This is a genomic window from Mycobacterium asiaticum DSM 44297, assembly GCF_000613245.1.
Taxonomy (GTDB): domain Bacteria; phylum Actinomycetota; class Actinomycetes; order Mycobacteriales; family Mycobacteriaceae; genus Mycobacterium; species Mycobacterium asiaticum.
Map to the genome: position 1 here is coordinate 271,104 of NZ_HG964937.1, position 22,630 is coordinate 293,733.

The 22,630-nt window shown below is 62.9% G+C and carries 18 protein-coding genes, 3 rRNA genes and 1 pseudogene; 17 read left to right on the plus strand and 5 right to left on the minus strand.

All coding sequences use genetic code 11. The annotated features are described in order from the left end of the window. The first annotated feature begins 58 nt into the window (after window positions 1-58). The 11 genes from BN972_RS11800 to BN972_RS11850 all read left to right on the plus strand — a co-directional run bounded on the left by BN972_RS11800 (window position 59) and on the right by BN972_RS11850 (window position 9,911). Window positions 59-1,249 (plus strand): glycosyltransferase family 4 protein, encoded by a 1,191-nt coding sequence (locus BN972_RS11800; protein ID WP_036357865.1) that lies wholly within the window; start codon window positions 59-61, stop codon window positions 1,247-1,249. A 228-nt stretch (window positions 1,250-1,477) separates the two neighbouring features. Beyond that, window positions 1,478-1,972, plus strand: coding sequence for an ATP synthase subunit I (locus BN972_RS11805; protein ID WP_036357868.1), 495 nt, complete (start codon window positions 1,478-1,480; stop codon window positions 1,970-1,972). Then, window positions 1,965-2,720: a F0F1 ATP synthase subunit A gene (gene atpB / locus BN972_RS11810; protein WP_036357870.1), complete on the plus strand. Its 756-nt coding sequence runs from the start codon at window positions 1,965-1,967 to the stop codon at window positions 2,718-2,720. The genes BN972_RS11805 and atpB overlap by 8 nt, the downstream gene beginning before the upstream one ends. 47 nt (window positions 2,721-2,767) lie before the next feature. Beyond that, window positions 2,768-3,013 (plus strand): F0F1 ATP synthase subunit C, encoded by a 246-nt coding sequence (locus tag BN972_RS11815; protein ID WP_036357873.1) that lies wholly within the window; start codon window positions 2,768-2,770, stop codon window positions 3,011-3,013. A 9-nt stretch (window positions 3,014-3,022) separates the two neighbouring features. Next, window positions 3,023-3,541, plus strand: a complete 519-nt coding sequence (locus BN972_RS11820; RefSeq protein ID WP_036357876.1) for a F0F1 ATP synthase subunit B — start codon at window positions 3,023-3,025, stop codon at window positions 3,539-3,541. 8 nt (window positions 3,542-3,549) lie between these two features. Next, window positions 3,550-4,893 carry a F0F1 ATP synthase subunit B/delta gene (locus BN972_RS11825; protein ID WP_036357878.1) on the plus strand — a complete coding sequence of 448 codons (1,344 nt, stop codon included), beginning with the start codon at window positions 3,550-3,552 and terminating at the stop codon, window positions 4,891-4,893. 85 nt (window positions 4,894-4,978) lie between these two features. Further along, the gene (atpA, locus tag BN972_RS11830) at window positions 4,979-6,643 is read left to right on the plus strand and encodes a F0F1 ATP synthase subunit alpha (protein ID WP_036357881.1); all 1,665 of its coding nucleotides are present in this window, start codon (window positions 4,979-4,981) and stop codon (window positions 6,641-6,643) included. 6 nt (window positions 6,644-6,649) lie between these two features. Further along, window positions 6,650-7,567 carry a F0F1 ATP synthase subunit gamma gene (locus BN972_RS11835; protein ID WP_036357884.1) on the plus strand — a complete coding sequence of 306 codons (918 nt, stop codon included), beginning with the start codon at window positions 6,650-6,652 and terminating at the stop codon, window positions 7,565-7,567. Between the two features lie 26 nt (window positions 7,568-7,593). Beyond that, window positions 7,594-9,048: a F0F1 ATP synthase subunit beta gene (gene atpD / locus BN972_RS11840; RefSeq protein WP_036357887.1), complete on the plus strand. Its 1,455-nt coding sequence runs from the start codon at window positions 7,594-7,596 to the stop codon at window positions 9,046-9,048. A gap of 34 nt (window positions 9,049-9,082) precedes the next feature. Beyond that, the gene (locus BN972_RS11845; protein ID WP_036357888.1) at window positions 9,083-9,448 is read left to right on the plus strand and encodes a F0F1 ATP synthase subunit epsilon; all 366 of its coding nucleotides are present in this window, start codon (window positions 9,083-9,085) and stop codon (window positions 9,446-9,448) included. A 10-nt stretch (window positions 9,449-9,458) separates the two neighbouring features. After that, window positions 9,459-9,911, plus strand: coding sequence for a DUF2550 domain-containing protein (locus tag BN972_RS11850; protein WP_036357891.1), 453 nt, complete (start codon window positions 9,459-9,461; stop codon window positions 9,909-9,911). A 23-nt stretch (window positions 9,912-9,934) separates the two neighbouring features. On the opposite strand, the pseudogene BN972_RS11855 reads toward BN972_RS11850, so the two are convergent. Next, window positions 9,935-10,510: pseudogene (locus tag BN972_RS11855) on the minus strand (cob(I)yrinic acid a,c-diamide adenosyltransferase); the annotation flags it as partial. Between the two features lie 82 nt (window positions 10,511-10,592). On the opposite strand from BN972_RS11855, the gene murA reads away from it, so the two are divergent. The 4 genes from murA (at window position 10,593) to rrf (ending at window position 17,279) form a co-directional block, all read left to right on the plus strand. Further along, window positions 10,593-11,846 carry a UDP-N-acetylglucosamine 1-carboxyvinyltransferase gene (gene murA / locus BN972_RS11860; RefSeq protein WP_036357894.1) on the plus strand — a complete coding sequence of 418 codons (1,254 nt, stop codon included), beginning with the start codon at window positions 10,593-10,595 and terminating at the stop codon, window positions 11,844-11,846. Between the two features lie 310 nt (window positions 11,847-12,156). Beyond that, a 16S ribosomal RNA gene (locus BN972_RS11865) occupies window positions 12,157-13,688 on the plus strand. Window positions 13,689-13,970: 282 nt separating this feature from the next. Beyond that, window positions 13,971-17,080: ribosomal RNA gene (locus tag BN972_RS11870) — 23S ribosomal RNA — on the plus strand. An 85-nt stretch (window positions 17,081-17,165) separates the two neighbouring features. Further along, window positions 17,166-17,279 (plus strand): 5S ribosomal RNA (gene rrf, locus BN972_RS11875). The 16S, 23S and 5S rRNA genes sit together here, the layout of an rRNA operon. A 164-nt stretch (window positions 17,280-17,443) precedes the next feature. Here rrf and BN972_RS11880 read toward each other — a convergent pair. The 3 genes from BN972_RS11880 to BN972_RS11890 are packed head-to-tail and all read right to left on the minus strand — an operon-like array spanning window position 17,444 to window position 21,139. Next, on the minus strand, window positions 17,444-17,941 hold the full coding sequence (locus tag BN972_RS11880) for a methylated-DNA--[protein]-cysteine S-methyltransferase (RefSeq protein WP_036357896.1): 498 nt from the start codon (window positions 17,939-17,941) through the stop codon (window positions 17,444-17,446). Further along, entirely contained in the window at window positions 17,938-19,440 is a 1,503-nt protein-coding gene (locus BN972_RS11885) for a DNA-3-methyladenine glycosylase 2 family protein (protein ID WP_036357899.1), read from the minus strand. Before BN972_RS11885 ends, BN972_RS11880 begins: the two co-directional genes overlap by 4 nt. Window positions 19,441-19,489: 49 nt before the next feature. Continuing rightward, window positions 19,490-21,139 (minus strand): adenylate/guanylate cyclase domain-containing protein, encoded by a 1,650-nt coding sequence (locus BN972_RS11890; protein WP_036357901.1) that lies wholly within the window; start codon window positions 21,137-21,139, stop codon window positions 19,490-19,492. A gap of 45 nt (window positions 21,140-21,184) precedes the next feature. On the opposite strand from BN972_RS11890, the gene nucS reads away from it, so the two are divergent. Both nucS and BN972_RS11900 read left to right on the plus strand, forming a co-directional pair. Continuing rightward, window positions 21,185-21,847 (plus strand): endonuclease NucS, encoded by a 663-nt coding sequence (gene nucS, locus BN972_RS11895; RefSeq protein WP_036357903.1) that lies wholly within the window; start codon window positions 21,185-21,187, stop codon window positions 21,845-21,847. After that, complete coding sequence (locus BN972_RS11900) at window positions 21,847-22,137, plus strand: hypothetical protein (protein ID WP_036357906.1); 291 nt, start codon at window positions 21,847-21,849, stop codon at window positions 22,135-22,137. Before nucS ends, BN972_RS11900 begins: the two co-directional genes overlap by 1 nt. Window position 22,138: 1 nt before the next feature. Here the strand turns inward: BN972_RS11900 and mce are convergent, their stop codons facing one another. Further along, window positions 22,139-22,597, minus strand: a complete 459-nt coding sequence (gene mce / locus BN972_RS11905) for a methylmalonyl-CoA epimerase (RefSeq protein ID WP_036357909.1) — start codon at window positions 22,595-22,597, stop codon at window positions 22,139-22,141. Window positions 22,598-22,630 lie beyond the last annotated feature (33 nt).

A 22,630-nucleotide genomic window follows, 5' to 3' on the forward strand; every position in this document is an offset into this window, starting at 1 on the left:
GCGCGAGAGCCTCAAAGCCCCCCAGAGCACGCTCAGGTAGGTGAAGTAGGGTCTCGAGGTGTCCAGCGACCCGACCAGCCTTGCCGGTGGTTTGCTCGCCCTCTCGGATCGCAGCGCCGGCGTCCCGCTGCGGGAGCTTGCCCTGGTCGGCTTGACCGCGGCGATCATCACCTATTTCGCGACCGGTCCGGTGCGCGTATTGGCCACCCGCCTGGGTGCCGTCGCCTATCCCCGGGAACGCGATGTGCACGTCACGCCCACCCCGCGGATGGGCGGGCTGGCCATGTTCCTGGGCGTCGTCTCCGCTGTCTTCCTAGCCTCCCAGCTGCCCGCCCTGACGCGCGGGTTCGTCTATTCCACCGGGATGCCCGCGGTGCTCGTCGCCGGCGCGGTGATCATGGGCATCGGCCTGATCGACGACCGGTGGGGACTGGACGCCCTGACGAAGTTCGCCGGGCAGATCACCGCCGCCAGTGTGCTGGTCACGATGGGTGTGGCCTGGAGCGTGCTGTATATCCCGGTGGGCGGGGTGGGCACCATCGTGCTGGACCAGGCGTCCTCGATCCTGCTCACCCTGGCGCTGACCGTCTCGATCGTCAATGCGATGAATTTCGTCGACGGCCTCGACGGGCTGGCCGCCGGACTGGGCCTGATCACCGCCCTGGCTATTTGCATGTTCTCGGTGGGCCTGCTGCGCGACCACGGCGGTGACGTGCTGTATTACCCGCCCGCGGTCATCTCGGTTGTGCTGGCCGGGGCCTGTCTGGGCTTCCTGCCGCACAACTTCCACCGGGCCAGGATCTTCATGGGCGATTCCGGATCGATGCTGGTCGGCCTGATGCTCGCCGCGGCGTCCACGACCGCCGCAGGTCCGATCTCCCAGAACGCCTACGGCGCCCGCGACGTGTTTGCTCTGCTGTCACCGTTTTTGCTGGTGGTGGCCGTCATGTTCGTCCCGATGCTCGATCTGCTGCTGGCCATCGTGCGCCGCACCCGCGCCGGGCGCAGCGCATTCAGCCCCGACAAGATGCACCTGCACCACCGGTTACTGCAGATCGGACATTCCCACCGCCGCGTCGTGCTGTTGATCTACCTATGGGTGGGCATCGTGGCCTTCGGCGCGGCCAGCACCATCTTTTTCGACCCCCGACACACCGCGGCGGTGATGTTGGGCGCGATCGTCGTCGCGGGTATCGCCACCGCGATCCCGCTGCTGCGCCGCCGCGAGGAAGACTACGACGACGAGTAGTAGATCCGGCTTTGGTGTGGTACGGTGCTGGTAGAGCCCCGAATTAAACCTCGCGGGTTGCCGGCCCCCCGGCCCGTCGGATGCATATCCAGTCGCGCCGAATTACGACCGACACAGGGAGCTACCCCTTGGGTGATTCCAGCGCGAACCCTTGCGATACGCTCGGCGGGCCACAGATCAGACAGTGATGTGGTTCACGCATCCAGACCCCGGGATTGAGGTGCTGCAGTGACGACACCAGCGCAGGACGCGCCGTTGGTGTTTCCCGCTGTTGCGTTCCGCCCCGTTCGGCTGTTCGTCATCAGCATGGCGCTGACCGCGGTGGCCACGCTGATCGCCACCTACGCCGGCCACCCGATGGTCGGAGCGTTCTTCGGCGTCGGGTTGCTGCTGGGTTTGCTCAACGCGCTGCTGGTGCGGCGTTCGGTGGAGTCGATCACCTCCCGGGACCACCCGCTGAAGAGATCGATGGCCATCAATTCGGCCTCGCGGGTCGCGATCATCACCATTTTGGCGCTGGTCATCGCCTTCATCTTCCGGCCTCAGGGTCTGGGCGTGCTCTTCGGTTTGGCGCTCTTCCAGGTGGTGCTGGTGGCATCGACCGCCCTGCCGGTGTGGAAGAAGCTGCGGACCGGGGATCCCGACGGGCAGCTTGAGACGCCCGAGGGTGGGGTACTGACCGGATCAGACGGGACGGAAGGGAGAAGCGCCGGCGATGACTGAGTCGATCCTGGCCGAGGGCTCAATCGAGGTCGGCCACCACGAGACCGCCACGTGGTTCGGCTTGACGGTCAACACCGACACGATCCTGTCGACGGCGATTGCCGCGCTGATCGTGCTGGCCCTGGCGTTCTGGTTGCGCTCCAAGGTCACCTCGAGCGGTGTGCCGGGAGGCGTGCAGCTGTTCTTCGAGGCGATCACCATCCAGATGCGCAGTCAGGTGGAAGCCGCGATCGGGATGCGGATCGCGCCCTTCGTGCTGCCGCTCGCGGTGACGATCTTCGTGTTCATCCTGGTCTCCAACTGGCTGTCGGTGCTGCCGGTGCAGTACAAGGACAAGGAGGGCAAAACCAGCGAATTGCTCTCCTCGGCGGCGGCCGACATCAATTACGTTCTGGCGCTAGCCCTGTTCGTCTTCGTCTGCTACCACTCGGCGGGGATCTGGCGTCGCGGCATTATCGGGCACCCGGTCAAGGTCCTCAAGGGACACGTGGCGATCCTGGCGCCGATCAACGTCGTCGAAGAACTAGCCAAGCCAATCTCGTTGTCGCTGCGACTCTTCGGCAACATCTTTGCCGGCGGCATCCTGGTCGCGCTGATCGCGATGTTCCCGCCCTACATCCTGTGGCTGCCGAACGCGATCTGGAAGTCCTTCGACCTGTTCGTCGGCGCCATCCAGGCCTTCATCTTTGCGCTGTTGACGATCCTGTACTTCAGCCAATCCATGGAACTAGACGAAGACCACCACTAAAAAAATCCTGGTAAACCGCTACCAGAGTTATCAAGGAGGATAAGAAAATGGACCCCACAATCGCTGCCGGCGCCCTCATCGGCGGTGGACTGATCATGGCCGGTGGCGCCATCGGCGCCGGTATCGGTGACGGTGTTGCCGGTAACGCGCTGATCGCCGGCGTCGCCCGTCAGCCCGAGGCGCAGGGACGGCTGTTCACTCCGTTCTTCATCACCGTCGGTCTGGTTGAGGCGGCCTACTTCATCAACCTGGCGTTCATGGCGCTGTTCGTCTTTGCCACTCCCGTCAAGTAATTCGCTGAGATGGGTCCTAACGGGCAAGTGCGCACCGTTGCTTCGACGGTGAGGTTCTCGGCAGAGGGCGGCGGAAGCAACTTCCTCATCCCGAACGGCACGTTCTTTTTCGTGCTGGCCATCTTCCTGATTGTGCTCGGCGTCATCAGCAAATTCGTCGTGCCGTCGATCCTGAAGGTGTTGCGGGAGCGCGAGGCGATGGTCGCCAAGACGCAGGCGGACAACAAGAAGTCGTCCGAGCAGTTTGCTGCCGCCGACGCCGACTACGAAGAAGCGATGAAGGAAGCCCGGCTCGAGGCGGGGTCCTACCGCGACAACGCCCGGATCGACGGCCGCAAGACAGTCGAGGACGCCCGCGCTCGTGCCGAACAGCAGGTGGCGGAGTCACTGGCCCAGGCCAATGAGCAATTGAAGCGGGAGAGGGACGCCGTGGAGATGGATTTGCGGGCCAACGTGGGTGCCATGTCGGCGACGCTGGCCAGTCGGATCCTCGGAGTCGACGTCACCCCCTCAACAGCGACCAGGTAGCCAACCATATGTCGACATTTATCGGACAGCTGATCGGGTTCGCGGCCATCGTGGCGCTGGTCTGGCGGTACGTCGTGCCGCCGGTGCGCAAACTGATGACCGACCGGCAGGAGATGGTGCGCCAGCAGTTGAAAGATTCGGAAAAGGCCGCGCAGCGGCTGACCGAGTCGACGACGGCGCACAGCAAGGCCGTACAGTCCGCCAAAGAGGAGGCCGAGCGCCTCGTCGAGGAGGCCAAGGCCGACTCCGAACGTATTGCCGAGCAGATGAAGGCGCAGGCCGATTCCGAAGCGGAACGCATCAAAGCGCAAGGCGTTCGGCAGACCGAACTGCTGCGTGCGCAACTGAGCCGCCAGCTCCGCTTGGAGTTGGGGCACGAATCCGTCCGCCAGGCCGGGGATTTGGTGCGCAGCTTCGTCGCAGACAAGGACCAGCAGGCAGCCACCGTCGACCGCTTCCTCGACGAGCTCGACCAAATGGCGCCGGAAGAGGCCGACGTCGAGTATCCGGTACTGGCCAAGATGCGCTCGTCGAGTCGCCTCGCGCTGACCAACGTGGTGGACCAGTTCGATTCCGCCGTCAGCGATCTGGACGACGACGGCCTCACATCGCTTGCGGACGAACTGGTCTCGGTGGCCAAACTGCTGCACCGCGAAACGGTGGTCACCCGTTACCTCACCGTGCCGGCCGAGGATTCGGGCCCTCGGGTCAAGTTGCTGGAGCGGCTGCTCGACGGCAAGGTCGCCGATTCCACGCTCGGCGTGCTGCGGACGGCCGTCGCGGAGCGCTGGTCGGCCAACGCCGACCTGGTGGATGCGGTCGAGCACCTTTCGCGTCAGGCGTTGCTGGCGGTCGCCGAACGCAACGACAAGGTCGACGAGGTCGAAGACCAGTTGTTCCGGGTGTCCCGCATCATCGACGCGCAGCCTCGGCTGGCCATCCTGCTGGGTGACCACACCACCCCGGCCGAAGGTCGGGTGGGCCTGCTCAACAAGGTCCTGGACAGCGCCGGCGGTGGTGTCGATCCGGTTGCGGCCAAGCTGCTTTCACACACGATCGACCTGTTGCGCGGTCACCAGACCGCCGATGAGGCGCTGCAGCTCCTTGCTGAGGTCGCGGTGGCCCGTCGCGGTGAGGTCGTCGCTCAGGTCAGTGCCGCGGCCGAGCTCAGCGACGCACAACGCACGCGTCTGACCGAAGTGCTCAGCCGCATCTACGGTCATCCGGTCACGGTCCAGTTGCAGACCGACGAGGAACTGCTCGGTGGCCTCTTGATCGCTGTGGGCGACGAGATTATCGATGGAACGCTCAAGTCGCGGTTGGCCGCAGCCGAGGCCCAATTACCGGATTGACAAACGAGTACCCGCAGCAGATCAACGAAGCCCGACACAACCCGAACCAGTCAGCACCAACCCCGAAGTAGGAAGACGAAAAGCCATGGCCGAGTTGACAATCTCCGCTAATGACATCCAGAGCGCAATTGAAGAGTACGTAGAGTCCTTTACCTCGGAGACCTCTCGGGAAGAGGTCGGCACCGTCGTCGACGCCGGGGACGGCATCGCGCACGTCGAGGGTCTGCCGTCGGTGATGACTCAGGAACTGCTCGAGTTCACCGGGGGTGTCCTCGGTGTCGCCCTGAACCTCGACGAGCACAGCATCGGTGCGGTCATCCTGGGTGACTTCGAGCAGCTCGAAGAGGGCCAGCAGGTCAAGCGCACCGGAGAGGTGCTGTCGGTTCCGGTGGGCGACGGATACCTGGGTCGGGTCGTCGACCCGCTGGGTCACCCGATCGACGGCGGCGGCGACATCGAGACCGACACCCGCCGCGCACTCGAGCTGCAGGCCCCGTCCGTGGTGCAGCGGCAGGGCGTGAAAGAACCACTGCAGACCGGCATCAAGGCCATCGACGCGATGACCCCCATCGGCCGCGGGCAGCGTCAGCTGATCATCGGTGACCGCAAGACCGGCAAGACCGCGGTCTGCGTCGACACCATCCTCAACCAGCGCAAGAACTGGGAAACCGACGACGAGAAGCAGCAGGTGCGCTGCGTCTACGTGGCCATCGGGCAGAAGGGCACCACCATCGCCGCGGTGCGCCAGGCACTCGAAGAGGGCGGCGCGATGGACTACACCACCATCGTCGCCGCTCCGGCGTCCGACTCCGCCGGCTTCAAATGGCTTGCGCCGTACACGGGTTCGGCGATCGCCCAGCACTGGATGTACGAGGGCAAGCACGTCCTCATCGTGTTCGACGACCTGACCAAGCACGCCGACGCCTACCGCGCCATCTCGCTGCTGCTGCGCCGCCCGCCGGGCCGCGAGGCGTTCCCGGGTGACGTGTTCTACCTGCACTCGCGGTTGTTGGAGCGCTGCGCCAAGCTCTCCGACGATCTCGGCGGCGGCTCGCTGACCGGCCTTCCGGTGATCGAGACCAAGGCCAATGACATCTCGGCCTACATTCCGACCAACGTCATCTCGATCACCGACGGGCAGTGCTTCCTGGAGTCCGACCTGTTCAACCAGGGGGTCCGGCCGGCCATCAACGTCGGTTCCTCGGTGTCCCGCGTCGGTGGCGCCGCGCAGATCAAGGCGATGAAGGAGGTGGCCGGCTCGCTGCGTCTGGACCTGTCGCAGTACCGCGAACTGGAATCCTTCGCTGCTTTCGCCTCCGACCTCGACGACACCTCCAAGAAGCAGCTGGCTCGCGGTGAGCGGCTGGTGGAGCTGCTCAAGCAGCCACAGTTCCAGCCAATGCCCGTTGAGGAGCAGGTGGTCTCGATCTTCCTGGGTACCGGCGGTCACCTGGACTCGGTGCCGGTCGAGGACGTCAAGCGCTTCGAATCCGAGCTCCTGGACCACATGAAGGCGTCCGAAGAAGGGTTCCTCGAGCAGGTTCGCAAGAGCAAGAAGCTCGGCGAAGAGGACGAAGAGAAGCTGACCGACATCATCAACCACTTCAAGAAGGGCTTCTCCGCCAGCGATGGCGAGTCGGTGGTGCGCGACGAGCACGTCGAGCCCCTCGACGAAGACGAAGTGGGCAAGGAATCGGTCCAGGTCAAGAAAGAAAAGCCCAAGGACCAGGAAAAGAAGGACACGAAGTAGCTAACAATGGCTGCCACACTCCGCGAACTACGGTCGAGGATCCGCTCGGCGGGGTCGATCAAAAAGATCACCAAAGCCCAAGAGCTGATTGCGACTTCGCGCATCGGTAAAGCGCAGACGAGGTTGCAAGCCGCACGGCCGTACACCCTGCAGATCACCACCATGCTGTACACGCTGTCGGCCGAAGCCGCTCTGGACCACCCGTTGCTCGTCGAGCGGGAGAACCCGAAGCGGGCCGGTGTGTTGGTGCTGTCGTCCGACCGCGGGCTGTGCGGTGCGTACAACTCGAGCATTTTCCGGCGGTCCGAGGAACTGTTCTCGCTGTTGCGGGAAGAAGGCAAGCAGCCCGTCCTCTACACCGTGGGACGCAAAGCGCAGAACTACTTCTCGTTCCGGAACTGGGACATCGTCGAGTCGTGGTCGGGTTTCTCCGAACAACCCCAGGTGGAGAACGCCGCCGAAATCAGTGCGGCGCTGGTGGATGCCTTCATGAAGGGCGAGGACGACGACGAAGGCAACCAGGACGAGGTCCAGGGCGTCGACGAATTGCACATCGTGTACTCGGAATTCAAGTCGATGATGTCCCAGGCGGCGGTCGCCCACCGGATGGCTCCGCTGGTTGTGGAGTACGTCGAGGAAGACACCGGGCCGTCCACGCTGTACTCGTTCGAGCCCGACGCGACAACGTTGTTCGACGCGCTGCTGCCGAGGTACATCACCACTCGGGTGTACGCGGCGTTGCTGGAATCCGCCGCATCGGAGCTGGCTTCGCGTCAGCGCGCGATGAAGTCGGCCACCGACAATGCCGACGACCTCATCAAAGATCTGACGCTGCAAGCCAACCGCGAGCGCCAAGCCCAAATCACCCAAGAGATCAGCGAAATCGTCGGTGGCGCAAACGCGCTCGCTGACGCCGCCAAGTAGCCCCACGAGGAAGCGAAGTACACATCATGACTGCTACTGACGAGAAGACCGAGAACAAGTCGGGAAGTTCCGACACCAACGGCCGGGTGGTCCGGATCACCGGACCGGTCGTCGACGTCGAGTTTCCGCGGGGCTCCGTGCCGGAACTGTTCAACGCCCTCAATGCCCAGATTGATCACGAGTCGCTGAAAAAGACCCTCACGCTTGAGGTCGCGCAGCACCTCGGTGACAACCTGGTGCGTGCCATCTCGATGCAGCCCACCGACGGCCTGGTGCGCGGCGTCGAGGTCACCGACTCCGGTAAGTCGATCACGGTGCCGGTCGGTGAGGGCGTCAAGGGCCATGTCTTCAACGCCCTGGGCCACTGCCTGGACGAAGAGGGCTACGGCGAAGACTTCGACCACTGGTCCATTCACCGCAAGCCGCCGTCGTTCGAGGAACTCGAACCCCGGACCGAAATGCTCGAGACCGGCCTGAAGGTCGTCGACCTGCTGACGCCTTACGTGCGTGGCGGCAAGATCGCACTGTTCGGTGGTGCCGGCGTGGGCAAGACGGTGTTGATCCAGGAGATGATCAACCGTATTGCCCGAAACTTCGGTGGTACTTCGGTTTTCGCCGGCGTGGGGGAGCGCACCCGTGAGGGCAACGACCTCTGGGTCGAGCTCCAGGAAGCCGACGTGCTCAAGGACACCGCGTTGGTGTTCGGTCAGATGGACGAGCCGCCCGGCACCCGTATGCGGGTGGCGTTGTCCGCGCTGACCATGGCGGAGTGGTTCCGCGACGAGGCCGGCCAGGACGTGTTGCTGTTCATCGACAACATCTTCCGTTTCACCCAGGCCGGTTCCGAGGTGTCGACTCTGCTCGGCCGGATGCCTTCGGCGGTGGGATACCAGCCCACGCTGGCCGACGAGATGGGCGAGTTGCAGGAGCGCATCACCTCGACCCGAGGCAAGTCGATTACGTCGATGCAGGCGGTTTACGTGCCGGCCGACGACTACACCGACCCGGCCCCGGCGACCACGTTCGCCCACCTGGACGCCACCACCGAGCTGTCGCGTTCGGTCTTCTCCAAGGGCATCTTCCCGGCGGTGGACCCGCTGGCGTCGAGCTCGACCATCCTGGACCCCAGCGTGGTTGGTGACGAGCACTACCGCGTCGCCCAGGAAGTCATCCGAATCCTGCAGCGCTACAAGGACCTTCAGGACATCATTGCCATCCTCGGTGTGGACGAGCTGTCCGAAGAGGACAAGCAGTTGGTCAACCGCGCGCGCCGGATCGAGCGTTTCCTGTCGCAGAACATGATGGCGGCCGAGCAGTTCACCGGACAGCCTGGTTCGACGGTGCCGGTCAAGGAGACCATCGAGGCTTTCGACAAGCTGACCAAGGGCGACTTCGACCACGTGCCCGAGCAGGCGTTCTTCCTGATCGGTGGACTCGACGACTTGGCCAAGAAGGCCGAGACCTTCGACGTCAAGCTGTGATTCGACCTGCGGGTGAGGCAAGAGGTGGTGTGACGTGGCGGAAATGAATGTGGCGATCGTCGCTGTCGACCGTGAGATCTGGTCGGGCGAAGCGACGTTTCTGTTCACCCGCACCACCGTCGGTGAGATCGGCATCCTGCCGCACCACATTCCGTTGGTGGCGCAATTGGTCGACGACGCGATGGTGCGGGTGGAGCGCGAGGGTGAGGACGATCTGCGCGTCGCCATCGACGGTGGATTCATGTCGGTAACCGAGGAGGGTGTCACGATCCTTGCGGAGACCGCCGAATTCGAGTCGGAGATCGACGAGAGCTCGGCCAGGCAGGATTCGGAGTCCGACGACGAGAAGACCGCGGCTCGGGGGCGTGCGAGGTTGCGCGCCATCGGCGCGCTCGACTGATCGAACGAAGATGAGCGCGCCCATGGTCGGCATGGTCGTGCTCGTCGTCCTTGTCGTTCTGTTGGGGACCGCCGTCCTCGCGCTGAGCTACCGATTGTGGAAACTGCGCCAGGGCGGAACGGCAGCCATCATGCGCGACATCCCCGCGGTGGGTGGACATGGCTGGCGCCACGGCATGATCCGCTATCGCGGCGGCGAAGCCGCGTACTACCGACTGTCCAGTCTGCGCCTGTGGCCGGATCGCCGGCTGAGCCGACGCGGGGTGGAAGTGGTGGGCCGGCGGGCGCCACGCGGCGACGAATTCGACATCATGACCGAGGAGATCGTGGTGCTGGAATTGCGTGACACCACCCAGGACCGACGTGAGGGTTACGAAATCGCTTTGGACCGAGGGGCTTTGACAGCGTTTCAGTCATGGCTGGAGTCGCGGCCGTCGCCGCGCTCCCGCCGCCGCGGCGTGTGACGTTCGCGCGCGTTCTCCCGCTCGGCATCCTTGCCGCCGCCCGGACGCCACAGCACGTCGCCCGCCGGATTGGCCACCCGGGACAGGATGAACAGCAGGTCCGACAAACGGTTCAGGTACTTCGCCGGCAGCACGCTCACCCCGTCCGGGTGCGCGTCGACGGCCGCCCACGCCGAGCGCTCCGCACGGCGGACCACGGTACGAGCCACGTGCAGCAGTGCCGACAGCGCCGAACCGCCGGGCAGCACAAAGGAATTCAGTGCCGGCAGATTCTCGTTGTAGGTGTCACACCAGCGCTCGAGCCGGTCGATGTAGTCCTGGCTGATGCGCAGGGGGGGATACTTCGGATTCTCGACCACCGGGGTCGACAGGTCAGCGCCGGCGTCGAACAGATCGTTCTGTATCTGACGCAGCACGTCGGCGAGTGCCTCGTCGGGACCGCCCAGCGCGACGGCCACGCCGATTGCGGAATTGGCCTCGTCGCAGTCCGCGTAAGCCACCAGGCGAGCGTCGGTCTTGGCGACCCGTGAGAAATCGCTCAATCCCGTCGTCCCGTCGTCACCCGTCCGGGTATATATGCGGGTCAGATGCACTGCCATGAGCAAAACCGTACCGGGGATCACCGCCCGTACGCCTCTGGCCTGACTGACAACCCGATACCGCTTCACTAGACTGACGCGGGTGGCGGAGCGATTCGTGGTGACTGGTGGCAACCGGTTGTCAGGCGAAGTCGCTGTTGGGGGCGCTAAAAACAGTGTGCTCAAGTTGATGGCCGCGACCCTGCTGGCCGAGGGCACCAGCACCATCACCAACTGCCCCGACATTCTTGATGTGCCGCTGATGGCTGAGGTCCTGCGGGGTCTGGGGGCCACCGTCGAGCTCGACGGCGACGTAGCCCGCATCACCTCGCCCGACGAACCGAAATACGACGCGGACTTCGCGGCGGTGCGCCAGTTCCGCGCCTCGGTGTGCGTGCTGGGTCCGCTGGTCGGCCGCTGCAAGAAGGCCAGGGTCGCGTTGCCCGGCGGTGACGCGATCGGGTCGCGACCGCTGGACATGCACCAGGCCGGCCTGCGGCAACTGGGCGCGCAGTGCAACATCGAACACGGCTGCGTGGTGGCGCAAGCAGATACGTTGCGAGGGGCCGAAATTCAGCTCGAATTCCCCTCGGTCGGCGCCACCGAGAACATCCTGATGGCCGCCGTCGTGGCCGAGGGTGTCACCACCATCCACAATGCCGCCCGCGAACCCGACGTGGTCGACCTGTGCACCATGCTGAACCAGATGGGCGCTCAGGTGGAAGGCGCCGGCTCGCCGACGATGACCATTACTGGGGTGCCGCGGCTGCATCCGACCGAGCACCGCGTCATCGGCGACCGCATCGTCGCCGCCACCTGGGGCATTGCCGCCGCGATGACCCGCGGCGACATCACCGTGACGGGAATAGATCCGTCCCACCTGCAGTTGGTGCTGCATAAGCTGCACGATGCGGGTGCCACGGTCACCCAAACCGACAGCAGCTTCCGGATCGCCCAGTACGAGCGGCCCAAAGCAGTGAACGTGGCCACGCTGCCGTTCCCCGGATTTCCCACCGATCTCCAGCCAATGGCGATCGCACTGGCGTCGATTGCCGACGGAACTTCGATGATTACCGAGAACGTCTTCGAAGCGCGCTTCCGATTCGTCGAGGAAATGATCCGATTGGGGGCGGATGCGCGCACCGACGGCCATCACGCCGTGGTGCGCGGTCTTCCGCAACTTTCGAGCGCGCCGGTGTGGTGTTCGGACATTCGCGCGGGCGCCGGCTTGGTGCTCGCGGGCCTCGTCGCGGACGGCGACACCGAGGTGCACGACGTCTTCCACATCGACCGTGGCTACCCGTTATTCGTTGAGAACCTGGGGATTTTGGGAGCTGAGATCGAGCGGGTACAGTAGCTACCAACAGTTCAACGCCCACCAGGCGCGGTCACCTCCCAAGGAGGAGATCGAAACCGGGGCTTGACTCTCCTGCCGGATCTGTATTAAGCTGGCAGGGTTGCCCCAAAACGGGCGCAAAACAAGCTAGAAGTGTTGTTTGAGAACTCAATAGTGTGTTTGGTGTTTTTATTTGTTGTTGTTTTTTTGACTGCATCTCACACCCCCCGTGTGTGGGTGTAGTCGCTTTAATTTGATGCCAGTTCATGGTGTCTTTTTGTTAGGTCAGATTTTCTCTGATTGTGAATTCACCTCGTTATCGAGGGGTTTTTGTTTGGAGAGTTTGATCCTGGCTCAGGACGAACGCTGGCGGCGTGCTTAACACATGCAAGTCGAACGGAAAGGCCCCTTCGGGGGTACTCGAGTGGCGAACGGGTGAGTAACACGTGGGTGATCTGCCCTGCACTTCGGGATAAGCCTGGGAAACTGGGTCTAATACCGGATAGGACCACGGGATGCATGTCCTGTGGTGGAAAGCTTTTGCGGTGTGGGATGGGCCCGCGGCCTATCAGCTTGTTGGTGGGGTGACGGCCTACCAAGGCGACGACGGGTAGCCGGCCTGAGAGGGTGTCCGGCCACACTGGGACTGAGATACGGCCCAGACTCCTACGGGAGGCAGCAGTGGGGAATATTGCACAATGGGCGCAAGCCTGATGCAGCGACGCCGCGTGGGGGATGACGGCCTTCGGGTTGTAAACCTCTTTCACCATCGACGAAGGTCCGGGTTTTCTCGGATTGACGGTAGGTGGAGAAGAAGCACCGGCCAACTACGTGCCAGCAGCCGCGGTAATACGTAGGGTGCGAGCGTTGTCCGGAATTACTGGGCGTAAAGAGCTCGTAGGTGGTTTGTCGCGTTGTTCGTGAAATCTCACGGCTTAACTGTGAGCGTGCGGGCGATACGGGCAGACTGGAGTACTGCAGGGGAGACTGGAATTCCTGGTGTAGCGGTGGAATGCGCAGATATCAGGAGGAACACCGGTGGCGAAGGCGGGTCTCTGGGCAGTAACTGACGCTGAGGAGCGAAAGCGTGGGGAGCGAACAGGATTAGATACCCTGGTAGTCCACGCCGTAAACGGTGGGTACTAGGTGTGGGTTTCCTTCCTTGGGATCCGTGCCGTAGCTAACGCATTAAGTACCCCGCCTGGGGAGTACGGCCGCAAGGCTAAAACTCAAAGGAATTGACGGGGGCCCGCACAAGCGGCGGAGCATGTGGATTAATTCGATGCAACGCGAAGAACCTTACCTGGGTTTGACATGCACAGGACGCCGGCAGAGATGTCGGTTCCCTTGTGGCCTGTGTGCAGGTGGTGCATGGCTGTCGTCAGCTCGTGTCGTGAGATGTTGGGTTAAGTCCCGCAACGAGCGCAACCCTTGTCTCATGTTGCCAGCGGGTAATGCCGGGGACTCGTGAGAGACTGCCGGGGTCAACTCGGAGGAAGGTGGGGATGACGTCAAGTCATCATGCCCCTTATGTCCAGGGCTTCACACATGCTACAATGGCCGGTACAAAGGGCTGCGATGCCGCGAGGTTAAGCGAATCCTTTTAAAGCCGGTCTCAGTTCGGATCGGGGTCTGCAACTCGACCCCGTGAAGTCGGAGTCGCTAGTAATCGCAGATCAGCAACGCTGCGGTGAATACGTTCCCGGGCCTTGTACACACCGCCCGTCACGTCATGAAAGTCGGTAACACCCGAAGCCAGTGGCCTAACCCTTTGGGAGGGAGCTGTCGAAGGTGGGATCGGCGATTGGGACGAAGTCGTAACAAGGTAGCCGTACCGGAAGGTGCGGCTGGATCACCTCCTTTCTAAGGAGCACCACGAAAGCATCCCAATTGGTGGGATGCAGGCCGTGTGGAGTTCTCGTCTGTAGTGGACGAGGGCTGGGTGCACAACAACAAGCAAGCCAGACACACTATTGGGTCCTGAGACAACACTCGGGCGCTAGCACGAAGTGTTGTCCCTCCATCTTGGTGGTGGGGTGTGGTGTTTGAGAACTGGATAGTGGTTGCGAGCATCAACTGATCGCGTCGCCGTTCGCGGTGGCGTGTTCTTTTGTGCAATTTTAAATTCTTTGGTTTTTGTAGTGTTTGTAAGTGTCTAAGGGCGCATGGTGGATGCCTTGGCATCGAGAGCCGATGAAGGACGTGGGAGGCTGCGATATGCCTCGGGGAGCTGTCAACCGAGCGTTGATCCGAGGATTTCCGAATGGGGAAACCCAGCACGAGTGATGTCGTGTTACCCGTACCTGAATATATAGGGTGCGGGGGGGAACGCGGGGAAGTGAAACATCTCAGTACCCGTAGGAAGAGAAAACAATTGTGATTCCGCTAGTAGTGGCGAGCGAACGCGGAAAATGGCTAAACCGCATGCATGTGATACCGGGTAGGGGTTGTGTGTGCGGGGTTGTGGGAATGATCTTCTCAGCTCTACCTGGCTGAGGGGCAGTAAAAAAGTGTCGTAGTTAGCGGAAGTGGCCTGGGATGGTCTGCCGCAGACGGTGAGAGCCCGGTACGCGAAAACTCGACACCTGCCTTGATCAACCTCCCGAGTAGCAGCGAGCCCGTGGAATTTGCTGTGAATCTGCCGGGACCACCCGGTAAGCCTAAATACTTCTCGATGACCGATAGCGGATTAGTACCGTGAGGGAATGGTGAAAAGTACCCCGGGAGGGGAGTGAAAGAGTACCTGAAACCGTGTGCCTACAATCCGTCAGAGCCTCCTCGTGGGGTGATGGCGTGCCTTTTGAAGAATGAGCCTGCGAGTCAGGGACATGTCGCGAGGTTAACCCGTGTGGGGTAGCCGCAGCGAAAGCGAGTCTGAATAGGGCGCATCCCCGTAAGGGGTGTAGTGGCATGTTCTGGACCCGAAGCGGAGTGATCTACCCATGGCCAGGGTGAAGCGCGGGTAAGACCGCGTGGAGGCCCGAACCCACTTAGGTTGAAGACTGAGGGGATGAGCTGTGGGTAGGGGTGAAAGGCCAATCAAACTCCGTGATAGCTGGTTCTCCCCGAAATGCATTTAGGTGCAGCGTTGCGTGGTTCACCACGGAGGTAGAGCTACTGGATGGCCGATGGGCCCTACTAGGTTACTGACGTCAGCCAAACTCCGAATGCCGTGGTGTCAAGCGTGGCAGTGAGACGGCGGGGGATAAGCTCCGTACGTCGAAAGGGAAACAGCCCAGATCGCCGGCTAAGGCCCCAAAGCGTGTGCTAAGTGGAAAAGGATGTGCAGTCGCAGAGACAACCAGGAGGTTGGCTTAGAAGCAGCCACCCTTGAAAGAGTGCGTAATAGCTCACTGGTCAAGTGATTGTGCGCCGATAATGTAGCGGGGCTCAAGCACACCGCCGAAGCCGCGGCACATCTACGTATGTAGGTGTGGGTAGGGGAGCGTCCCTCATTCAGCGAAGCCGTCGGGTAACCGCCGGTGGAGGGTGGGGGAGTGAGAATGCAGGCATGAGTAGCGAATAGGCAAGTGAGAACCTTGCCCGCCGAAAGACCAAGGGTTCCTGGGCCAGGCCAGTCCGCCCAGGGTGAGTCGGGACCTAAGGCGAGGCCGACAGGCGTAGTCGATGGACAACGGGTTGATATTCCCGTACCCGTGTGTGCGCGCCCGTGATGAATCATCTGTGCTAACCACCCAAATGGTCGCTGATCAATCCCTTCGGGGTGCGACGGTGACCGGCTGCGTGGGACCCCGGGTGGTAGTAGTCAAGCGAAGGGGTGACGCAGGAAGGTAGCCGTACCAGTCAGTGGTAATACTGGGGCAAGCCCGTAGGGAGAGCGATAGGCAAATCCGTCGCTCATTAATCCTGAGAGGTGACGCATAGCCGATTGAGGCGAATTCGGTGATCCTCTGCTGCCAAGAAAAGCCTCTAGCGAGTTCACACACGGCCCGTACCCCAAACCAACACAGGTGGTCAGGTAGAGAATACCAAGGCGTACGAGATAACTATGGTTAAGGAACTCGGCAAAATACCCCCGTAACTTCGGGAGAAGGGGGGCCGGCATGTCGTGAACACCCTTGCGGTGGGAGCGGAAGCCGGTCGCAGAAACCAGTGAGAAGCGACTGTTTACTAAAAACACAGGTCCGTGCGAAGTCGCAAGACGATGTATACGGACTGACGCCTGCCCGGTGCTGGAAGGTTAAGAGGACCCGTTAACTCGTAAGGGTGAAGCGGAGAATTTAAGCCCCAGTAAACGGCGGTGGTAACTATAACCATCCTAAGGTAGCGAAATTCCTTGTCGGGTAAGTTCCGACCTGCACGAATGGCGTAACGACTTCTCAACTGTCTCAACCATAGACTCGGCGAAATTGCACTACGAGTAAAGATGCTCGTTACGCGCGGCAGGACGAAAAGACCCCGGGACCTTCACTATAGCTTGGTATTGTTGTTCGGTACGGTTTGTGTAGGATAGGTGGGAGACTTTGAAGCTCGGACGCCAGTTCGAGTGGAGTCGTTGTTGAAATACCACTCTGATCGTATTGGACACCTAACGTCGAACCGTATATCCGGTTCACGGACAGTGCCTGGTGGGTAGTTTAACTGGGGCGGTTGCCTCCTAAAATGTAACGGAGGCGCCCAAAGGTTCCCTCAACCTGGACGGCAATCAGGTGTTGAGTGTAAATGCACAAGGGAGCTTGACTGCGAGACCTACAAGTCAAGCAGGGACGAAAGTCGGGATTAGTGATCCGGCACCCCCGAGTGGAAGGGGTGTCGCTCAACGGATAAAAGGTACCCCGGGGATAACAGGCTGATCTTCCCCAAGAGTCCATATCGACGGGATGGTTTGGCACCTCGATGTCGGCTCGTCGCATCCTGGGGCTGGAGCAGGTCCCAAGGGTTGGGCTGTTCGCCCATTAAAGCGGCACGCGAGCTGGGTTTAGAACGTCGTGAGACAGTTCGGTCTCTATCCGCCGCGCGCGTCAGAAGCTTGAGGAAACCTGTCCCTAGTACGAGAGGACCGGGACGGACGAACCTCTGGTCCACCAGTTGTTCCACCAGGAGCACCGCTGGATAGCCACGTTCGGCAAGGATAACCGCTGAAAGCATCTAAGCGGGAAACCTTCTCCAAGATTAGGCTTCTCACCCTCTAGGAGGGATAAGGCCCCCTGCAGAACACAGGATTGATAGGCCAGACCTGGAAGCTCAGCAATGAGTGTAGGGAACTGGCACTAACCGGCCGAAAACTTACAACACAACCAAACTCGCAACCACATATCCAGTGCCACGGCTTTTAGTCGTGGGCACCACACCCCCCATCAACACAAATTTAAATAGAGTTACGGCGGCCACAGCGACAGGGAAACGCCCGGTCCCATCCCGAACCCGGAAGCTAAGCCTGTCAGCGCCGATGGTACTGCCCTTTTCGGGTGGAAGAGTAGGACACCGCCGAACACACAAAAACACCCCCTGCAAAGGGGGTGTTTTTGCATTCCCGGAACTTATTGCGCCGAACGTGGGCCTTATGGCGGGGAAATGCGCGAAATCCGTGCATAAGCCCCACGTTCGGCGCGCCGGCGGCTTATCTCGGTGAGCAGACGTGAAAGCCGCGGGGGCAATTAATCGAACAAGGTCAGGTCCGCCGGCGCACGTCGCTTTTCCAGTGCGAGTAGGGTCTGTTTCCGGTCCAATCCGCCGCCATATCCCGTTAATTTCCCACTCGCGCCGATCACTCGGTGGCACGGGACGATAATCGCGATCGGGTTGTGGCCATTGGCCAGTCCGACGGCGCGCGCTGCGCCGGGCGCACCGATCTGCTCGGCGATTTCCCCGTACGACCTGGTTTCGCCATACGGAATGGTCAACAGCGCCCGCCAGACCCGCTGCTGGAATTGCGTACCCCGCAGCTCCATTTCGATATCGAAATCGATGAGCTCGCCCGCGAAATAGGCATTGAGTTGCTTGGCCGCACTGACGAATGCGCTGTCATCGAGTACCCAGCCGGCACGGCTGGGTTCGTAGGTCTGATCCACCATGCGTAGATTCGTCAGCACCCCGTCCTGTCCGGCCAGGGTGAGCGGTCCGATCGGGCTGTCGATGGTGCGGTAGGTGATCATGCAATCTCCTTCAGGTCTTCCGGCGGCGGCCATTGGTTGACCGGGTGCTCGAGGGTGGTCCACAGATGCTGGGTGGCGTAGGAACGCCAGGGCCGCCAGCGGGCGCTGTGCTCGAGCAGAGCACGTTCCTGCGACGGCAGGCACAACCGCTTCGCGGCTAGCTTCAGTCCGAGGTCACTGGCCGGGAATGCGTCGGGGTCGCCCAACCCGCGCATCGCGATGATCTCCGCCGTCCAGGGCCCGACGCCGGGGAGGTCGATCAGCTGCCGCCGCGTGCGTATCCAGTCGCATCCGGGGTCCAGGCTTATGCTGCCGTCGGCGATAGCGCCGATCAAAACGTGCAGGGTGCGTTTGCGTGTTTTCGGGACGGCCAGATGGGCAGGGTCGATGTCGGCCAACTGCTCAACGGAGGGGAAGGTGTGGGTCAGCCCGCCCGCGCCGTCGTGCACCGGCTGCCCGTAGGCCGCAACCAGCCGAGCGGCGTGGGTACGGGCGGCCTTCGTCGACACCTGCTGGCCCAGCACCGTCCGAACCGCGAGCTCGGCTTCGTCGACGGTGCGGGGAATCCGTTGCCCGGGCGCCTTGACGACTACCGGTCCCAGATCGGGGTCCGCGCTGAGCGCTTCGACCACCGCTTCAGGATCCGCGTCGAGGTCGAGCAACCGCCGGCACCGGGCCGTCGCGGTGGTGAGATCCCGGAAGTCGTCGAGCACCAACTGGCAGCGCACATGATCTGGAGCCGGGTTCAGGCTGACGATGCCGTTTCCCCACGTGAGCCGCAGCGAGCGCCGGTAGGCGCCGTCGCGGACCTCTTCGCAACCCGGCACGGCGGTGGCGGCCAGATGCCCGAAGACACCCTCGTAGGCGAAGGGTGTGCGCACCGGCAGTCGCAGCGACACCGCTCCTGCCGACACCGTCCGGGTCGACCGAAACCGCGCCGCGGCGCGTTGGCGCAACGCCGTCGGCGTACTGTCGCACACCAGGCGGACGGTGTCGTTGAACTGCCGGATGCTGGAAAAGCCGGCGGCGAACGCGACGTCGCCGAACGGCAGGTCGGTGGTTTCGATCAGCACCCGCGCGGTCTGCATGCGCTGGGCGCGGGCCAGCGCGAGCGGCCCGGCACCGACCTCGGCGTGCAGCAACCGTTCCACCTGTCGGGTCGTGTACCCCAGGTGAGTGGCCAGGCCCGTTACGCCTTCGCGGTCCACGGTGCCGTCGGCGATCAGTCGCATGGCACGCGCGACGATGTCGCCGCGCACATTCCACTCCGGCGAACCCGGCGACGCGTCCGGACGGCATCTCTTGCAGGCTCGAAAGCCCTCTCGCTGGGCGGCGGCGGCCGTCGGTAGGAAACGCACGTTGCGGGCCAACGGGGGCCGCACCGGACAACTGGGCCGGCAATAGATCCGCGTGGTCAGTACCGCGATGACGAACCAGCCGTCGAACCGGGCGTCCTTGGCCTGGACCGCCCGATAGCAGCGTTCGAAATCGTCATGCACCCTTCGACAATTACACCCGAACGCCGACATGACTGGCGGAAAACCGACATCAACGTGAGTCGATTGAGTCCTCGGAATCAACCGGATTTACCGGCGAAGCAAGCCGGGTCGGTTCGTCGTGTCCGCGCAGCGTCACTTCCTCGCCGAGGGTCCAGTGCTGCCGCTCCTCTTCGCTGGCGCCCTCCACCGCGTCCGAGGAGGCCAGCAACCTGCCGGGATGGTCTTTGGCCAGCTCGCACAGCCGGGCCGCTTCGTTTACCGGGCCGCCGATCACGGTGTATTCGAACCGCTCCTTGGCGCCAACGTTGCCGGCGACCACCTGACCCGCCGCCACACCGATTCCGGCCTTGCACTCCGGTATCTCGTGGGCGAGCCGCTCGGCCATGCAGCGTGCGGCGGACAGGGCGGCATCCTCCGGTCTTTCCAGGCGATTGGGCGCGCCGAAGATGGCCAGGGACGCGTCGCCTTCGAACTTGTTCACCAGCCCGCAGTGCCGGTCGACCTCTTCGACGATGATCGTGAAGAACCGGTTGAGCACCTTGACCACATCTGACGGGCGCTCCGTGGTCACCAGCTTGGTGGAACCGATGATGTCGATGAACAGCACCGCCACATGGCGTTCTTCCCCGCCGAGTTTGGGTTTTTCCTTTTCCGCGGCCAGCGCGACCTCTCGCCCGACGTGCCGCCCGAACAGGTCGCGCACCCGCTCGCGCTCTCGCAGCCCGGCCACCATTGCGTTGAAACCGCGCTGCAGCTCGCCGAGTTCGGTGCCGTCGAAGACCACCAGATCACCGCGCAGGTTGCCCCGCTCGACCCGGCTGAGCGCCGCACGCACCACCCGCACCGGCGTGGCCGTCAGCCAGGCCAGGATCCACATCAGCGTGAAACCGAAGATCAGCGTCGCGGCCGCCACAAACAGAATGCAGACGGCGAATTGAGTCTCTGTCATGTTCCGTAACAAGATCTGGAAGATCGCCACCAAGGCGATGCCCACGACCGGCACACCCGAGCCGAGCAGCCAGACCATCAGCGTGCGGCCCATGATGCCCGGCGCCAGCCGACGCGGCGGCGGGCCCGCTTCCAGGGCCTGCGCCGCCACCGGGCGCAGCGCGAATTCGGCCAGCAGATAGCTCCCGGTGGCCACCAACACACCACAGAAGCTCACCGAGAACATGAACCGCGGGATGAAGATGCGGTTCTCCAAGCCGTAGAGCGTGGTCAGCAGCGCGGCCCCGACACCCCACAGGATCAGGTCGACGATCGCCACTCGCCACGGAGCCAGGAAGGTATTGCGCTCATCCTCTACTGTCGGCTCGCGTTCTTCGATGGCCCACCGCAGCGCCCGTACGGTGCTGCGCGTGATCCAGTAGGTGCCCACCGCCAGCGCAAGCACGATGTATGCCGGGGAGGCCCCCAAGGTGATCCAAAGCAGTTCCTTGTCGAACACGCTGGGCACCGGGATGGCCACCGTCACCAGCAGTAGTGCGACGACGATTCCGATCAGGTTCGCGCCCACCACCATCGAGGTCAGGATGATCTGGATGCGCACCCGACGCCGCTGCTGGCTTTCCGAGACGCGCCCGAGCAGCCAGGAGCCGTACGCAGGCGTATCGGGCCTACCGCTTTGGCGGGTCACTCGTTCCAGGACTCGTCCCAGGCGCTGCGCAACGCTCGGTTTAGCGGCCTTCTTGGGCGACATGGTGGCGTCAGCCTATTCCGTGCAGCACGCTCTAAGGTGAGTCGGGTGCGTCTAGTGATCGCCCAGTGCACCGTCGACTACGTCGGTCGCCTCACCGCGCATCTTCCGTCGGCCCGCAGGCTGCTGCTCTTCAAAGCCGACGGCTCGGTCAGCGTGCACGCCGACGACCGCGCCTACAAGCCGCTCAACTGGATGAGCCCGCCGTGCTGGCTCACCGAAGAGCCCGGCCCGGTATGGGTCGTGGAGAACAAGGCCGGCGAGCAGTTGCGGATCACCGTCGAGGAGATCGAGCACGACTCCAGTCACGAACTGGGCGTCGACCCGGGGTTGGTCAAGGACGGGGTCGAGGCCCACCTGCAGGCATTGCTGGCAGAACACGTCCAGCTGCTCGGTGAGGGGTACACGTTGGTCCGCCGCGAGTACATGACCGCGATCGGCCCCGTCGACCTACTGTGCCGGGACGCCAACGGTGGCTCGGTGGCCGTCGAGATCAAGCGCCGCGGTGAGATCGACGGGGTCGAGCAGCTGACCCGCTACCTCGAGTTGCTCAACCGCGACAGCGTGTTGGCTCCGGTCAAGGGAGTGTTTGCCGCCCAGCAGATCAAACCGCAGGCTCGTACGTTGGCAACCGATCGTGGGATCCGTTGTCTGACTTTGGATTACGACAAAATGCGGGGGATGGACAGCGACGAGTACCGGCTGTTCTGATGGTCCGGCGCCGTAAACCGCCGCCGCGGACCTCCTCGCCGTCGCCGCCGCTGCTGCGGCGAGTCGAGACCGGCCCGGATGGTTATGAGTACGAGGTGCGTCCCGTCGCGGCGGCGCGCGCCGTCAAGACCTATCGCTGTCCCGGGTGTGATCACGAAATCCGTTCCGGCGTTGCGCATTTGGTGGTGTGGCGAGCCGAATCGCCAGATTCGATCGATGATCGTCGGCACTGGCATACGCCGTGTTGGACCAACCGCGCCAATCGCGGTCCCACCCGCAAGTGGTACTAGGTCAGCGGGGAGCCGGCTCCACCAACTCGATCAGGACGCCGCCGGCGTCCTTGGGGTGGATGAAGTTGATCCGGGAGTTCGCGGTGCCGCGCCGCGGGGCCTCGTAGACCAGCCGGACACCCTGCGAGCGCAGTTGCTCGCACATCGCGTCCAGATCCCTGGTCCGGCAAGCCAGCTGCTGGATGCCCGGGCCGCGCTTGTCGATGAACTTCGCGATCACCGAATTCTCGTCGAGGGGGGCCATCAGCTGGATCTGCGCGCTGGTGCCGGGCACCGCCAGCATCGCCTCGCGAATCCCCTGGTCGTCGTTGATCTCTTCGTGCACCAGGATCATGCCAAGATGGTCGTTGTACCACTCAATGGCCGCATCCAGGTCGGCGACTGCAATGCCGACGTGATCGAGTCCGGTGACCAGCGAGGTAGCAAGACTGCGACGGGCGTCAACTTGATCGGTCGTCATTACATAACGGTAACCTCGGAACAAAGATTCCGC

What these genes read in the sequence shown, in the direction of transcription:
- atpD (WP_036357887.1), top strand. Translation starts at nt 7,594, where the DNA reads ATGACTGCTACTGACGAGAAGACCGAGAACAAGTCGGGAAGTTCCGAC.
- BN972_RS11835 (WP_036357884.1), top strand. Translation starts at nt 6,650, where the DNA reads ATGGCTGCCACACTCCGCGAACTACGGTCGAGGATCCGCTCGGCGGGG.
- BN972_RS11900 (WP_036357906.1), top strand. Translation starts at nt 21,847, where the DNA reads ATGGTCCGGCGCCGTAAACCGCCGCCGCGGACCTCCTCGCCGTCGCCG.
- atpB (WP_036357870.1), top strand. Translation starts at nt 1,965, where the DNA reads ATGACTGAGTCGATCCTGGCCGAGGGCTCAATCGAGGTCGGCCACCAC.
- atpA (WP_036357881.1), top strand. Translation starts at nt 4,979, where the DNA reads ATGGCCGAGTTGACAATCTCCGCTAATGACATCCAGAGCGCAATTGAA.
- BN972_RS11880 (WP_036357896.1), bottom strand. Translation starts at nt 17,941, where the DNA reads ATGATCACCTACCGCACCATCGACAGCCCGATCGGACCGCTCACCCTG.
- BN972_RS11815 (WP_036357873.1), top strand. Translation starts at nt 2,768, where the DNA reads ATGGACCCCACAATCGCTGCCGGCGCCCTCATCGGCGGTGGACTGATC.
- mce (WP_036357909.1), bottom strand. Translation starts at nt 22,597, where the DNA reads ATGACGACCGATCAAGTTGACGCCCGTCGCAGTCTTGCTACCTCGCTG.
- BN972_RS11850 (WP_036357891.1), top strand. Translation starts at nt 9,459, where the DNA reads ATGAGCGCGCCCATGGTCGGCATGGTCGTGCTCGTCGTCCTTGTCGTT.
- BN972_RS11820 (WP_036357876.1), top strand. Translation starts at nt 3,023, where the DNA reads ATGGGTCCTAACGGGCAAGTGCGCACCGTTGCTTCGACGGTGAGGTTC.
- BN972_RS11890 (WP_036357901.1), bottom strand. Translation starts at nt 21,139, where the DNA reads ATGTCGCCCAAGAAGGCCGCTAAACCGAGCGTTGCGCAGCGCCTGGGA.
- BN972_RS11825 (WP_036357878.1), top strand. Translation starts at nt 3,550, where the DNA reads ATGTCGACATTTATCGGACAGCTGATCGGGTTCGCGGCCATCGTGGCG.